Genomic DNA, 14,317 nt, shown 5'->3' with positions numbered 1-14,317 from the left:
GCGAGGAGGTTGGAAAAGGTGATAGTGGGGGTTCCGAAAGAGATTAAAAATAATGAGAATCGTGTGGCTATTACGCCGGCAGGTGTTCACGCGTTGAAGTTAGATGGTCATACGGTCTTGGTGGAAGCTGGGGCAGGATTGGGCAGTGGCTTCACGGACAGTGTCTATGAAGAAGCCGGTGCGAAAATTGTGCCATCAGCTGCAGATGTTTGGGGACAAGCTGGGATGGTCATGAAAGTCAAAGAACCGCTTCCGGAAGAGTTTGGATATTTTCGTCAAGACTTGACGTTGTTTACATACTTGCATCTGGCTCCAGAACCTGAATTGACGAAGGCGTTGATGGATAGCGGTTGTACGGCGATAGCCTATGAAACGGTGCAATTGCCCGATAGGAGTTTGCCTTTGCTCTCGCCCATGAGTGAAGTGGCTGGTCGCATGTCGATTCAAATTGGCGCGCATTTTCTGGAGAAAGCACATGGTGGACGTGGTGAATTACTTGGTGGTGTTCCCGGCGTGCCGCCTTCTCGAGTGGTCATTGTGGGAGGAGGTATAGTGGGGACAAACGCGGCGCGTATGGCCATGGGCTTGGGTGCTTCTGTAACCATACTGGATACGAACCTTTCGCGGTTGCGCTACCTTGACGATGTCTTTCAGGGACGTATACGTACCATCATGTCCAATGCCTACAATTTGCGTCAGGAGATTGAAGGTGCTGACTTGTTGGTGGGTGCAGTCCTGATACCAGGGTCCCGTGCTCCTAAACTGGTAACCGCTGAAATGGTGCAGGGTATGAATCCTGGTGGCGTGATTGTCGATGTGGCCATTGATCAGGGTGGGAGTATTGAAACTATTGATCGAATCACCACTCATGACCAACCTGTATTTGAAAAATATGGCGTATTGCATTACTCTGTTGCCAATATGCCGGGAGCTGTGCCACGTACCTCTACGCTTGCATTGACCAACGTCACCATCCCTTATGCGTTACAACTTGCGAATTTGGGAGCGGAAAAAGCGGTTGCTGCAAATGAGGCACTGGCCAAAGGTGTCAATGTATACCGTGGGCATGTAACCTATCAGGCGGTAGCTGATTCATTAGGATTGCCGTATACTCCGTTGTCCAATCTTGTCTCCTGAGAGGAGGGGTTTTTATGGTTACGGAGGAAGTCGTTCGCAATATGTTGATGGATGTGCTCGATCCGGAAATACAGATTGACATTGTCAACCTGGGCATGGTCTACGGGATCGATATACTCGAAGAAGGTCGCAAAATTAAAGTAACCATGACATTGACGGCTATGGGTTGCCCGGCCTACGATGATTTAAAGCAACAAATTGAGGACACGTTGCTTTCTTTGGAAGGTGTGCAAGAAGTCGAAGTAGAATTGACGTTTGATCCGCCTTGGGATAAAGAAATGATGTCTGAGGAAGCGAAGCTGGTTTTTAAATATTTGTTTTAAAGGCTTTCACACAACTACCTGTTGTGGGTGGATTCCCAGCATGTTTGCCTGGATTCTTGGAGAAGGTTAAGACAGTGCGAAACTTTACTACACTGTCTTTGCCTTCTTTATTTGTAGACATTTTGTAGACAAAAGGGTATGCGAAGTTAATTCAAGGTACATGTATGCGCAGTTACCCTTGATTTTCATCAGCAATATGGTACATTGAGAATGAAACATGACTCAAACAGTCAACTTTAAGACATTATGCCAATGGATGTATGAAGCCATGAATGGTGTTAAACGGCTTTCATCAAAATGATGAGGGTCGCTTGAGTGAGGAGGATATGGTGATGTCTGTTCCACAGTTGGTCATTGAAGGATTACACGTCACGGTTGAAGGCAAGGAGATTGTCAAAGGATTGGATTTGACAGTTGGAGGCGGAGAGATTCATGCCATTATGGGTCCGAATGGCACGGGTAAAAGTACACTCGCTTCCGCTTTGATGGGACATCCCAAATACGAGGTCACAGGTGGGCGTGTCACTCTGGATGGCCAAGATTTACTCAGTATGTCCGTGGATGAACGGGCTCGTGCCGGACTCTTTTTGGCCATGCAATATCCTGCTGAGGTCCCAGGTGTATCTAATGCCAATTTTATTCGCCAATCCTTAAATGCTCGTGCCGGCGAGGGAAACGAAATTCCAGTGTTAAAGTTCCACCGTCAATTACAGGAAAAAATGAAGAAATTGAATATAGACGCAAGCTTTGCAGAGCGCTATTTGAACGAAGGGTTCTCAGGCGGAGAAAAAAAGAGAAACGAAATTTTGCAAATGAGCATGCTCGAGCCACGGATCGCTATTTTGGATGAAATCGATTCTGGCTTGGATATTGATGCGTTGAAGATTGTTGCGGAAGGCGTAAATAATTTGAAATCTCCGCAAACAGGTTTTCTCATCATTACACACTACCAACGTCTGTTGAATTATATTGTGCCCGATCGCGTTCATGTCATGATGCAAGGCAGGATTGTGAAATCGGGTGGCCGGGAACTTGCCGAATATCTTGAGGCGCACGGGTATGATGAACTCAAGGCTGAACTGGGCATTGAAGACGAATCTGTCCAGGCTGGCGTGTAAGGAGGGTCTGTTGTGACAGAGAAAAATGTCGTCAGCGCCTCTGTAGGGCGTGCGCTCAGTCATCAGTTGCAGGAAGCAGATTGGCTAGCAGATTGGCGTGAGTCTGCATGGACTTCTTTTCAAACATTAGAAAAACCTTGGTTAGAGAAAACGGATTTGAAGCGCTGTCAGTTTGAAGTTGTAGAAAAAAGTCCTTCTACTGGAAGTCACTTGGAAGCGAGAAAACTGTTTGAGTTTGTAACAGGATCGGCTGTTTTGATTTTAGGGAATCGAATTGAAGCGATTCGCCTGACAGAAGAAGATAAGAAAAATGGCGTCGTCCTCATGAGTTTGCATGAGGCAAGCCATACACATCGTCATTTGCTTGAAAAATATCTGGGAAGTGTAGTTCCTTCTTCACATTCCAAGTGGGCAGCTTTGAATGCGGCTGCATTTCAGGCTGGTGTGCTGCTCTATGTTCCACGTCATGTAGAAGTGTCTTCAGACATTCTCATCATTCGCTCGGAAGAAGAAGCTCTAGAGAGTGCCTATCCTCGTACATTGGTCATTGCAGACACAGGTGCTAAGGCTCGTGTGGCAGAGATGCAATTTGCGAAACCTGCGGCTACTTCTGCTGCTGCCACGTCGGATGTGTGGGAAGTGGTGGCTGAGAATGACGCGCGTTTAGAGATTGGCTTGATCGAAGAAATTCTTGCAGGACCGTATCGGTTTTATACGCGCCGTGCTAAGTTGGGCAAAGATGCAGAAGTTAACTGGTATGCAGCGAGCACGGGTGACGGTTTGGCTGTGTCCGATATAGAGAGTTTGCTGGATGGCAATGGGTCACGTTCCAACACGCGTGTATTAGGTACTGCGGTGGGGCGTATGCACCATGATTTAACCGCTAAAATGACACATGCCGGACGATATTCGGAGAGTGACATTGTCATGCATGGAGTATTGCGGCAAAAAGCCAATGCGGTATTTCGTTCTTGCACAGAAATTATTAAAGGTGCTGTGGAAGCGGGTAGTGAGCAGCATGACCGGATGATTCTGGTTGATTCTACGGCACGCGCCGATGCCATTCCCATGCTTCTGATTGATGAGAATGATGTAAAGCGTTGCGGCCATGCGGCCAGTGTTGGGAAAATCGATCCCAATCAGATCTATTATCTCATGTCACGGGGAATTTCAGAAAAATTAGCAACACGCATGATTATCTGGGGATATTTTGAAGAGACGATTCTCAGTTTGCCTGTAGAAGAGGCAGTGCGTGAAGCGTTTGTAGCGCGTTTGGAAAAGGAGTTGGATTGATGATGTTCAATCCCACACAACTGCGCAAAGATTTTCCCATTTTAGATCAAAGCATCAATGGACACCCACTCGTATATTTGGATAGTGCGGCGACATCCCAAAAGCCACAATCTGTGTTACACGTGTTGCGCCGTTACTACGAGATGGACAATGCTAACGTTCATCGAGGTGTACACACGCTGGGTAGTCGTGCAACGGAAGCCTATGAGCGGGCTCGAGAAAAAGTGGCCGATTTTATTCAAGCGGATCGTCCAGAAGAAATCATCTTTACGCGAGGGACTACAGAGTCCATTAATATGGTAGCATACGGTTGGGCACGTTTGCGTTTACAGCAAGGTGATGAGATAGTGCTGACGCCTGCTGAGCATCATAGCAATTTGGTGCCCTGGCAGCAAGTGGCACGAGTAACGGGGGCAAAGCTGGTTTACCTAACACTTTTGCCAGATGGAAATTTGGATTTGGATGAAGTGCGCAGCAAATTGAGCGATCGCACAAAAATAGTCGCCATTCAGCACGTTTCCAACGTTTTGGGGACGATTCACCCCATTAAAGAAATTGGCGCTATGGCCCACCAGGTGGGAGCGCTAATGGTTGTAGACGGCGCGCAAAGTGTACCGCATATGCCCGTGGATGTTCAGGATTTGGATTGCGATTTTCTCGCTTTTTCCGGTCATAAAATGTGTGGCCCTACAGGTATCGGTGTGTTATATGGCAAAAAGGAATGGCTCGACGAGATGGAGCCAACGTATTTTGGCGGAGAAATGATTGACTTGGTGGAGTTGGAACAATCCACTTGGAAGGAAACTCCTTGGAAGTTTGAAGGTGGAACTCCTATCATTGCTGGTGCGGTAGGTCTGGGAGCTGCTATTGATTATTTGCAACAGGTGGGCATGGAGGACATTCATCAACACGACAGTCAACTCGCCCAATATGCTATGGAGCAATTGTCGAAAATGGAAGGGCTTGAGATTTACGGACCAGCACCAGGTTCACAGCGTGCCGGTTTGGTGACCTTCAATTTGAAGGGTGTGCATCCGCATGATGTTTCCACAGTGCTTGATTCAGAGGGCATTGCCATTCGCGCTGGTCACCATTGTGCTCAACCCTTAATGAGATGGCTTCATCAAGCGGCCACGGCGCGGGCGAGTTTTTATCTTTACAATACAAAAGCCGATATTGATGCACTGGTGTCTGGTTTGGAATCGGCAAAGGAGTTCTTCGCTCATGCAATTGGATGAATTGTACCGTCAAGTGATTATGGATCATTACCAGCATCCGCGCAATCAAGGCAAGTTGGAAGAAGCGGCAGTCAGTGTGGAACTGCGCAATCCTTCTTGTGGCGATGAAATTCGTCTGCAACTACTTTTGCAAGACGGTAAGGTTGAGGATGTGCGGTTTGAAGGTAGCGGCTGTTCCATTTCTATGGCGTCAGCATCCATGATGACGGAAGCCATCAAGGGGCAATCAGTCGATAAAGCTCTTGAATTGGCTCATCAATTTCGTGCCATGATGCGCGGTGAAGAAGTTGATGCGGAAGCATTGGGAGATTTGGAAGCTTTACAAGGAGTGTCAAAATTTCCAGCTCGAATTAAATGTGCGACGTTAGCTTGGCAAGCGTTGGACAATGCGGCTAAGACAAATTCATAAGCAGAATGGTTAGGTTGGATTCATTGAATTCACATGAATGGGAGGTCTACGAGATGGCTAAACCATTGCCGGATATGGAAGAGTATCAATATGGTTTTCGCGATCGCGATATATCGGTTGTCAAATTTGAAAAGGGATTGACACGTAAGACAGTTGAAGAGATTTCCATGATGAAGAATGAGCCGGGTTGGATGACTGATTTTCGTCTCCGTTCTTTGGATATTTTCTTTGAAAAGTCGATGCCGCGATGGGGCGGTAATTTGTCCGAGCTCGATTTTGATGATATTACCTATTATGTCAAGCCTTCTGAACGAAAAGGGAAGACATGGGAAGAAGTTCCAGAAGAAATTAAGAATACGTTTGACCGCTTGGGAATTCCAGAAGCTGAGCAGAAGTTTTTGGCAGGTGTATCAGCCCAGTACGAATCGGAAGTTGTTTATCACTCCATGCGAAAAGATTTAGAAGAAATGGGTGTTCTCTTCACCGACACCGATACGGCGTTGCGTGAGCATCCAGAGATTTTTAAAGAGTATTTTGGCACGGTCGTGCCTCCGGAAGACAATAAATTTGCAGCGCTCAATTCTGCTGTGTGGAGTGGCGGAAGTTTTATCTATGTTCCCAAAGGTGTGCGTTGTGAAGTTCCATTGCAGGCATATTTCCGAATCAATTCAGAAAATATGGGGCAATTCGAGCGCACGCTGATTATTGCCGATGAAGATTCCTTTGTGCATTATGTGGAAGGTTGTACTGCCCCTGTATACAGCACCAATTCGTTGCACAGTGCCGTGGTTGAAATTATTGTCAAGGATAGGGGCCGTTGCCGCTATACGACAATTCAAAACTGGGCGCCTAATATTTATAATTTGGTAACCAAACGTGCAGTGGCTTATCGTGATGCAACGATGGAATGGGTGGATGGCAACATTGGCTCCAAATTGACCATGAAATACCCGTCTGTATATATGATGGGCGAGGGTGCTAAAGCGATGGTACTCTCCATTGCTGTTGGTGGACGTGGACAGCATCAAGATGCTGGCGCCAAAGTGGTGCATAACGCCCCTAACACAACGTCGACCATCGTCTCTAAATCCATTTCCAAACATGGTGGCAAAACGACCTATCGGGGCTTAGCATCATTTGCGCCAAACGCTGTAGGGAGCAAAGCGAATATCAAGTGTGACACACTGATTATGGATGATGACTCTACGTCGGATACCATTCCATACAATGAAATTATGAATGACGATGTAACTTTGGAACATGAAGCATCTGTATCCAAGGTTTCTGAGGAACAGCTATTTTATCTCATGAGTCGAGGCATTTCTGAGGAAGATGCAACGCGGATGATTGTCATGGGCTTTATTGAGCCGTTTACTCGTGAGTTGCCTATGGAGTATGCAGTTGAGATGAATCGACTGATCAAATTTGAGATGGAAGGTTCGATTGGTTAATACGGCCTGTATCTGCAGACTTGCCAAGATATCTTGGCAAGTCGTGCTTTACAGTCGTTTTTAGCAGGAGGAATGGAGATTTGGGTTGGGTCAAAATCGCTCAATTATCTGAGATCCCGGTTGGACAAATGCTTCATGTAGAAGTTGGCATGGAGGATATTGGTTTGTTTCATACGGAAGACGGTTTGTTTGCTACCTCGGATGTTTGCACACATGCGGCACAACAGTTGACGAATGGTCGGTTGGAAGGAAACATTGTCTCTTGTCCCAAGCATGGTGGTAAGTTTGATGTACGAACAGGTGAAGCAACAGCGTTTCCCTGCTATATTCCATTGCAAACTTATCAGACAGAAGTACGCGGCGGGGAAGTATGGATTCACTTGGATTGACAGCAAGAAAGCAGTCAGGATTTTCACTGAGAAGCAAATGAGAACCTGCACAAAGCGAGGGGATGAACAATGAAGGTATCGAAGCGAACGGAGTATGGTTTGCGCGCTATGGTGGCGATTGCCGAGCGAGCGGGGACGCAGACTCCCGTAGCGTTGCCTACAGTTGCTCTCGAAGAAGGCATCCCGGAGCAATTTTTAGATCAGATTGTTTCCCAATTGCGCAAAGCTGGTTTTCTACGGAGTGTTCGAGGTGTCAATGGAGGCTTTATGTTGAGTCGTCCGGCATCAGAAATTTCCGTTGGCAGTTTGATGCGTTTTCTGGAAGGCTCTCTTTCACCTATGGCTTGCGTAAGTGAGGACAATTTGAGTCCTGAACTGCTTTGTGATCGCGTTTCTACTTGTCATACACGCTCTGTTTGGCTGTGTGTGATGGAAGCTCTGATAGCTGCTCTTGATAATTTAACGCTTGCCGACGTTCTCTCTGACAAACCTATTTCGCTGCCTGCCATCTGATTCGAATCTTCATGCGTCATTCCATTCTCTTTGTCAGGTACAGTAAAGTCTTGCAGTATGCGGATATCAACTTCCAGTTGTTTTGAAAAGAAAGAAGCCAAAAAAGAGCCTCCAAATCCACGGATAGTGTGGAGATGGAGGCTTTTTCATGGTAAAGGAAGTGACAACTGGAGAGTTAAAATAAAAATAGTGTTTTGAAAAGTGGATGATTCCTCTTTTTAAGGTTGCTGTTGAAATCCTAAGTCCATCTTCGGCAACTGTTGAATTTTATCGAGTGCAGCATCACGTTCTCGACAAGCGGACAAATAGTCCAAAAAAAGCATTTTAATATCTGGATGTTTGTTAAGAATGGCCGGATCGACCTGAAGATGGTGCTCTTCCCGGTCGTAAGAAATATGAAGATTGGGATTGTAGCCGTAATCCCGCAACGCGCCAAGCAGTCGGTTCAAATTGTCATTAACTTGGATATGCGCTTTGGTCCACTCTTCAGAAGAGTGTGTCGGCATCATATGGTTTACCTTCCCTTCATGTACCGTTCAGTGTTCTTCTCTAGTATACAGGAAACTTGCCTTTCAGGCATCTTGAAAGCAGATAGGACAGTTGACAGCTTATTCATCGAGGTGTACTCTACAAATAGTGAATGACTGTTCATTCATTAGAGGAGGGGAGGGGCCATCGCTAAGGAACGTGATGATGCCAAGCACAGCGCTATCCTGCGAGCCGCGATTGCTGTCATGTCTAAGTATGGGTACCATGGCGCGCAGATTTCTCGCATCGCTAGGGAGGCTGGCGTGGCAGACGGCACAGTATATCTGTATTTCAAAAACAAAGAGGATATTCTAGTGTCCATTTTGCGTACAGCGATTGGTCAGATTGTCGAAGAGTGCGAGCAAAAGCTGCCTCTGAAATCCCATGTGGATGACAAGTTGTCCACGCTGATTCATCTCTATTTCAGTCATCTCGGAGCCAATCCGGCGCTTGCCATGGTTACACAGGTATATCTGCGCCAAGTTGATGCAGATATTCGCAGGCAGGTAGGAGATATCGTTAAGCCTTTTTACAATCTTGTGGATGGACTGATTGAAGAAGGCAAGCAACAAGGTGTGTTTCGTCCGGCTCTCAATCATAGAATTGCACGTCGGATGATTTTTGGAACCATGGATGAAACTGTAACAGCTTGGGTTTTGACTGGAAGTAAATATGCGCTTGCAGATTTATCAAACGATGTGGTTGACGTACTCTTGCATGGCTTGCATCAAAATTGCGAGCAAAAGAAAATAACGTCCACAGGAGGAGAATAAACGTTGAAAATTCTGGTCTTGGTTAAACAAACCTTCGATACGGAAGAAAAAATTCGTCTTCAAGATGGGCAAGTTCAAGAAGATGGTGTCCGTTTTGTCATTAATCCTTATGATGAATATGCGATTGAAGAAGCTATCCGTATCAAAGAAGCTGGTGACGCCGAAGTGGTGGTAGTTTCTGTAGGCCCGTCACGCAGTGAAGAGGCCCTGCGTACAGCATTGGCGATGGGTGCAGATGAAGCCATACTGGCAGACGATTCTGAGCTGTTTGGTGATGAATATTCCGCTGCGAAAGTTCTCGCGGCGATAGCTCGTAAAGATCAATATGATCTAATTATTGCCGGCAACCAAGCCGTTGATGACGGTTCGGGTCAAGTAGCAGTGCGATTGGCTGAAGAACTTGGCATTCCGCATATCTCTACGCTGACCAAGCTTGAAGTGAACGGCAATGAAGTCATTGGTCATCGTGACGCAGAAGGTGATGAAGAAATTGTCAAGGCTACTCTGCCAGTTCTCGTCACAGCTCAACAGGGCTTAAACGATCCACGATATCCTTCTCTGATAGGTATTCGCAAAGCTGGGAAAAAACCGCTTACGCACGTGACTTTGGCAGATCTCGGTTTAACTGCCGAGGAAATTGCCAGAAAAAGCGAAGTGGTTGAAACTTTCCTGCCACAGCCTAAAACCGCTGGCAAGATTCTATCTGGAGATTTATCCCAACAAGTGAGTGAACTAGTAACAGCATTGCATTCTGTAGAAAAAGTGATTGGTTAAATTTCTGAAGGAGGATACTGGAATGAGTCGAAAAGCACTGGTTGTTGCTGATGTACGTCATGGAAAATTGCGCAATGTGACATTGGAAATGCTCGGAGCAGCAACAAAAGCTGCCGAAGGTGGGGAAGTGGCTGTAGCTCTCTTGGGGCATCAAGTGAGTTCTTTGGCAGAAGGACTTGGCAAGGCAGGTGCCGATCGCGTTTATGTGGTTGATGCGCCAGAACTTGAGAAATATATACCTGGCGCATATCGTAAGGCTTTGATGGAAATTTATCGAGTTTTCTCTCCTGAACTTATCTTATTGGCCCATTCAGCCATAGGTAAGGATTTGGCTCCCATAATCAGTCAACGTCTGGGTGTGGGACAGGTTTCAGATGCGATTGCTGTCGAGTTGACCAACGGCCAATTACAGTTTACTCGTCCCATTTATGCTGGCAAAGCATTTACAAAAGTTGTTGTTAAGAGTAACCCTGTTGTCGCTACTATTCGTCCCAACAATCTTGCTCCGCTTGCAGAAGATGCAGGTAAAGCGGGAACCGTGGAAGCCCTCTCTGTGTCTTTTGAACAACAGGATTTGGCAACCTTAGTTCAAGAGATTATTCAAAAGGCATCGACTGGTGTGGATTTGACGGAAGCGAAAATTATTGTCTCCGGTGGCCGAGGAGTGAAAAGTGAAGAAGGTTTTGCTCCTTTACGTGAACTGGCTGAGGTGCTTGGAGCGGCAGTTGGCGCATCTCGTGGTGCTTGCGATGCAGGCTATTGCGATTATTCTATGCAAATTGGTCAAACAGGTAAGGTAGTCACACCCGATCTTTATATCGCCTGTGGTATTTCAGGTGCGATTCAACATTTGGCCGGTATGTCATCGTCGAAAGTGATTGTGGCAATCAATAAAGACCCTGAAGCGCCCATCTTCCAAGTGGCCGACTACGGCATTGTGGGTGATTTGTTTGAAGTAGTGCCCTTGATGACGGCAGAGGTTAAAAAATTGTTGGCATAACGCTCATTCAGTAGATGGTTTACCGTACCCAATAAAATCAGGGCTGTTCCAAAAGAGTTTGTTTTACTTTGGAACAGCCCTGACGTGTTTTGAGATTTTTCTCGTTACCTCTGTCCAATCTTTTTAAGGAGCGGACGACACTTGGTTGGCTACCGATTGAACTGAGAGGTAACCATTGCTTGCGTTATATGGAAACGCAGGCTGAGGACGGAAAGTATAATAACCCACAACAATAATGGCGATGACAAACAGAATTTCAAAAAATCTACGCACCAGTGCCCCCCTTTCATCTCTACAAATCACGTATGTCCTTTTCTACAACAAATCCATTTTAACATGTTAAGATGGTGCTATGCATCTATCAATGAAGTGTCATGAAATGATGATATCGGCTAAGAAAGGCGGCAACTCATGGCTAAGTTTGATCCGCTCGATTGGACTCATCAATGGGATGATTTTGAAATGTATATGTATCTCGACAATGTAGGGGATGGAGAGGAAAAACCAGGCATACGCATGCAGGTATCACGTCGTTGTCTGGAAGATGGTGCAGAGCAGTGGGAGCTTTTGTATGATCGAAAAATTGCTGATTGGCCAGCAGGAATCTTAATCGGTGAAGTGAACAATTCATTGGAAGAACAGGTGCTGCGCGAATATTTGGATAGTCATCCATCATTAGTAGAAGATGAGAAGCGGTTTTTAGCTGTATTTCTTCAGGATAAAGGCAGTCTGGATGTGAACTAGCTTAGCGCAGAGAGAGGGGTTTGGGATGGTGGAACATACGCGTGTTGAGATTTCCGATCTGTTTCGCTTGCAGGTTGTTAAACGGCCTATATTTTCACCGCAAATGAATTGGATTGTCTTTGAGCAAACTCGGCCTGATGTGGACAAGGATGAGAATATAACTCATCTTTACGCATATCATCGTTCAACCCATACCATCAAGCAGTGGACCCAATTAGGACGGTCTAATTCTCGAGCTGTTTTTGCCCCTGATGAGAGCAAGTTATATTTCCTCTCTGATCGAAACGGATCGACACAAGTATGGTGCATGCCACTGAATGGGGGAGAATCTTATCGGATGACTCGTTTTTTACGAGGCATTTCCGATATTCAGTTAGATGCGCAAGGTGAATGGATGTATGGATTGGTGGATGTACCGGAAGGCGGGGAAATAGAAATTTGGCCAGAAGAGTTGAAGGATACAGAAGTAAAAGACTGGATTCTGGAACAACAAAAATCTTGGTCGGCACATAGTAAGCGTTTTCGTAGATTGTACTATAAAGCGGATGGCAGAGGCATTTTATCTCCTGTATTTCGTCAACTCGTTCGGATTCATCTGCAGAGCTCAACCGTGGAAGTTATGACTGAAGGTTCATATGACGTTTCTTCTTATGCCCTTTCCTTGAAAAACAATGCCGTCTATCTTGCATCCAATCGCCGTTCTGATGCAGAAATAAGTCTTTGGCGCGATCTATATGAACTTTCTTTATCTGAACGGAAATTGACGCTGCTCAGCCAGGAATGGGATGTTCATAGTCTTTCCGTATCACCAGATGAAACTGCACTGGCCGTACTTGCTCATGGCAAAGAATACGGCAATGCAACTTTTGAACGGCTTTATCGTTTTGATCTGAAAACTCGTCAGTGGACGAGTTTAATGCAAAATTGGCAAGAAGCTACAGGCAATCACAACATGAGTGATCTGCGTGCGGGAGTTAGTCTTCCGCCGCCGCTATGGTCGGAGGATGGGCGTTGGGTATATCTGCTCGTCACTCGCCAAGCTATGACAGAGTTGGTGCGGGTGGATGCCCAAACTGGCGAATTGCAACGTATGGTAGGTGGACGGCGAGATCTTTACGGTTTTGATGTCAAAGCAGGCCGTGCTGTCTATGTTTATACTGACGTGAAAACACCGTGTTATTTGGCAGAATGCCAACTGGGTCAGGGACTGCCAGCTTGGCCAGTGCGTCAGGAAACGGACAGTATGGACGAAGGGGAAACCAACAGTTTTCCGAGTGACGAACAACAGGTTTATTATCCGAATGCTTGGGCAACTTCGATGAATTGGGTAGATGTGCAACCGTTTTGGTATAGTGCTGCGGATGGTTGGCGTTTGCAAGGATTTGTCATGTTACCTCATCATTCTGACAAAATGGTGGATGGCAAAGTGCCAGTTATACTAGAAGTTCACGGTGGCCCACAGGCAGCATACAGCTATTCTTTTTTTCATGAATTTCAATATCTCGTAAGTCAGGGTTACGCTCTTGTTTTTGTCAATCCTCGCGGCAGTGTGGGGTACGGGCAAAAATTTGCTGATGCTGTCCAGGGCGATTACGGTGGTCAAGATATGCAGGATATTCTTGCCGGCCTTGAAATGGCTTTGCGACAACATGATGTGCTTGACGACAAGCGAATTGCGATTACAGGTGGCAGTTACGGTGGTTTCATGACCAACTGGATGATAGCTCATGATCATCGTTTTTTTGCAGCCGTGTCGCAACGCTCCATTAGCAATTTTGTTTCCTTTTACGGCGTAAGCGATATTGGACCTTTTTTCACTGAATCGGAATTAAAAGGTGACGTTACGGACAATGTGGAGACACTCTGGCGGCAATCTCCACTCGCTTATGCAGCACAGGTTCGCACGCCTCTGCTCTTGATTCATTCGGAACTGGATATGCGCTGTCCGATTGAACAGGCTGAGCAGTTTTATACGATTTTGAAAAGATTAGGGCGTGAAGTGGAACTGTTGCGCATACCTGAAGCCAACCATGATTTGTCTCGTAGCGGTAAACCTTCGTTAAGAAAAGAAAGATTAGAAGCGATTTTAGAATTTATCGACAGGCACTTGCCTGTTATGGCAGAATAGTGTTAATTGCGTACATGAAGGTGAGCCAATGGTAAAAAGAAACAAGTTGAAGTCTGCTTCTACAGTAAACCATCGTGATGAATGGAAACCTGACTACGCCATGGATAAAATGGAGCCGGTAGCAAAACCTAAAAAAAACGTTATACCGGAAGAAAACGCACGTTTGGAAGAGTTTCTTTCAGCAGCAGTGGCGGAGAAACTGTCCGCTCTAAAAATGACTGAGAAGCCAGATGAAGATACTGCGCTTCGTATAAGTGACAAGTCGAAGAAAGAGAAGCAGATTCAGACTCGTTCTGCTAAAGAGAAATTAGAAGAAAATCCGGATGCCACTTTCGCGGAGTTGTTTGATCCGGCAGAGGACGATCATCAGTCTTTTGAAGAGTTGCTCAAAGACTCTGCTTTAGACTGGAGGCATTTTAAACAGGGTGGCGAATCATGAGCAAGTATAGTTTTCATAAAATAAGTTTCCTGCCAATATCACCACAACCTTGCAAGCTAT

General features: G+C 46.0%; 17 protein-coding genes and 1 pseudogene. 16 read left to right on the top strand and 2 right to left on the bottom strand.

The window, feature by feature from the left end; all coding sequences use genetic code 11:
- Window positions 1-18 precede the first annotated feature (18 nt).
- From ald to FY534_RS10515, 9 genes are all read left to right on the top strand, one after another.
- Window positions 19-1,137 (top strand): alanine dehydrogenase, encoded by a 1,119-nt coding sequence (ald, locus tag FY534_RS10555; RefSeq protein ID WP_072872848.1) that lies wholly within the window; start codon window positions 19-21, stop codon window positions 1,135-1,137.
- Window positions 1,138-1,151: 14 nt separating this feature from the next.
- Complete coding sequence (locus tag FY534_RS10550) at window positions 1,152-1,460, top strand: metal-sulfur cluster assembly factor (RefSeq protein ID WP_072872849.1); 309 nt, start codon at window positions 1,152-1,154, stop codon at window positions 1,458-1,460.
- A gap of 332 nt (window positions 1,461-1,792) precedes the next feature.
- Window positions 1,793-2,578 (top strand): Fe-S cluster assembly ATPase SufC, encoded by a 786-nt coding sequence (gene sufC / locus FY534_RS10545; protein ID WP_072872850.1) that lies wholly within the window; start codon window positions 1,793-1,795, stop codon window positions 2,576-2,578.
- Window positions 2,579-2,590: 12 nt separating this feature from the next.
- Window positions 2,591-3,871 carry a SufB/SufD family protein gene (locus FY534_RS10540; protein WP_203114518.1) on the top strand — a complete coding sequence of 427 codons (1,281 nt, stop codon included), beginning with the start codon at window positions 2,591-2,593 and terminating at the stop codon, window positions 3,869-3,871.
- On the top strand, window positions 3,871-5,109 hold the full coding sequence (locus FY534_RS10535; RefSeq protein WP_278247823.1) for a cysteine desulfurase: 1,239 nt from the start codon (window positions 3,871-3,873) through the stop codon (window positions 5,107-5,109). The genes FY534_RS10540 and FY534_RS10535 overlap by 1 nt, the downstream gene beginning before the upstream one ends.
- Window positions 5,096-5,518, top strand: a complete 423-nt coding sequence (sufU, locus tag FY534_RS10530; protein WP_072872852.1) for a Fe-S cluster assembly sulfur transfer protein SufU — start codon at window positions 5,096-5,098, stop codon at window positions 5,516-5,518. The genes FY534_RS10535 and sufU overlap by 14 nt, the downstream gene beginning before the upstream one ends.
- 53 nt (window positions 5,519-5,571) lie before the next feature.
- Complete coding sequence (gene sufB, locus FY534_RS10525) at window positions 5,572-6,969, top strand: Fe-S cluster assembly protein SufB (protein ID WP_072872853.1); 1,398 nt, start codon at window positions 5,572-5,574, stop codon at window positions 6,967-6,969.
- Window positions 6,970-7,049: 80 nt separating this feature from the next.
- Window positions 7,050-7,358 (top strand): non-heme iron oxygenase ferredoxin subunit, encoded by a 309-nt coding sequence (locus FY534_RS10520; RefSeq protein ID WP_203114517.1) that lies wholly within the window; start codon window positions 7,050-7,052, stop codon window positions 7,356-7,358.
- Between the two features lie 69 nt (window positions 7,359-7,427).
- Window positions 7,428-7,871: an RrF2 family transcriptional regulator gene (locus tag FY534_RS10515; RefSeq protein ID WP_203114516.1), complete on the top strand. Its 444-nt coding sequence runs from the start codon at window positions 7,428-7,430 to the stop codon at window positions 7,869-7,871.
- A 218-nt stretch (window positions 7,872-8,089) separates the two neighbouring features.
- On the opposite strand, the gene FY534_RS10510 is transcribed toward FY534_RS10515, so the two are convergent.
- The gene (locus tag FY534_RS10510; RefSeq protein ID WP_238413511.1) at window positions 8,090-8,380 is read right to left on the bottom strand and encodes a hypothetical protein; all 291 of its coding nucleotides are present in this window, start codon (window positions 8,378-8,380) and stop codon (window positions 8,090-8,092) included.
- Window positions 8,381-8,545: 165 nt separating this feature from the next.
- Between FY534_RS10510 and FY534_RS14860 the strand changes: the two are divergent.
- From FY534_RS14860 to FY534_RS10495, 4 genes and pseudogenes are all read left to right on the top strand, one after another.
- Window positions 8,546-8,704 (top strand): annotated as a pseudogene (locus FY534_RS14860) (helix-turn-helix domain-containing protein); the annotation flags it as partial.
- A 9-nt stretch (window positions 8,705-8,713) separates the two neighbouring features.
- Window positions 8,714-9,172: a TetR/AcrR family transcriptional regulator C-terminal domain-containing protein gene (locus FY534_RS10505; RefSeq protein ID WP_238413759.1), complete on the top strand. Its 459-nt coding sequence runs from the start codon at window positions 8,714-8,716 to the stop codon at window positions 9,170-9,172.
- Window positions 9,173-9,175: 3 nt separating this feature from the next.
- Window positions 9,176-9,946 carry an electron transfer flavoprotein subunit beta/FixA family protein gene (locus tag FY534_RS10500; RefSeq protein ID WP_072872857.1) on the top strand — a complete coding sequence of 257 codons (771 nt, stop codon included), beginning with the start codon at window positions 9,176-9,178 and terminating at the stop codon, window positions 9,944-9,946.
- 22 nt (window positions 9,947-9,968) lie between these two features.
- Window positions 9,969-10,946 (top strand): electron transfer flavoprotein subunit alpha/FixB family protein, encoded by a 978-nt coding sequence (locus FY534_RS10495; protein ID WP_203114515.1) that lies wholly within the window; start codon window positions 9,969-9,971, stop codon window positions 10,944-10,946.
- A gap of 123 nt (window positions 10,947-11,069) precedes the next feature.
- Here FY534_RS10495 and FY534_RS10490 read toward each other — a convergent pair whose 3' ends face one another.
- Window positions 11,070-11,219, bottom strand: a complete 150-nt coding sequence (locus FY534_RS10490) for a hypothetical protein (protein ID WP_165611920.1) — start codon at window positions 11,217-11,219, stop codon at window positions 11,070-11,072.
- A gap of 138 nt (window positions 11,220-11,357) precedes the next feature.
- Here FY534_RS10490 and FY534_RS10485 point away from each other — a divergent pair, with 138 nt between their 5' ends.
- Genes FY534_RS10485 through FY534_RS10475 form a run of 3 tightly spaced genes read left to right on the top strand, consistent with a single transcriptional unit; the run spans window position 11,358 to window position 14,257 of the window.
- Entirely contained in the window at window positions 11,358-11,690 is a 333-nt protein-coding gene (locus FY534_RS10485; RefSeq protein WP_203114514.1) for a hypothetical protein, read from the top strand.
- Between the two features lie 25 nt (window positions 11,691-11,715).
- On the top strand, window positions 11,716-13,818 hold the full coding sequence (locus tag FY534_RS10480) for a S9 family peptidase (RefSeq protein WP_203114513.1): 2,103 nt from the start codon (window positions 11,716-11,718) through the stop codon (window positions 13,816-13,818).
- A 28-nt stretch (window positions 13,819-13,846) separates the two neighbouring features.
- The gene (locus FY534_RS10475) at window positions 13,847-14,257 is read left to right on the top strand and encodes a hypothetical protein (protein WP_203114512.1); all 411 of its coding nucleotides are present in this window, start codon (window positions 13,847-13,849) and stop codon (window positions 14,255-14,257) included.
- Window positions 14,258-14,317: the final 60 nt, after the last annotated feature.

Origin of the sequence: Alicyclobacillus sp. TC (genome assembly GCF_016804365.1) — a bacterium.
Taxonomy (GTDB): domain Bacteria; phylum Bacillota; class Bacilli; order Alicyclobacillales; family Alicyclobacillaceae; genus Alicyclobacillus_I; species Alicyclobacillus_I tolerans.
This window is presented reverse-complemented; position numbering and strand designations above follow the sequence as displayed.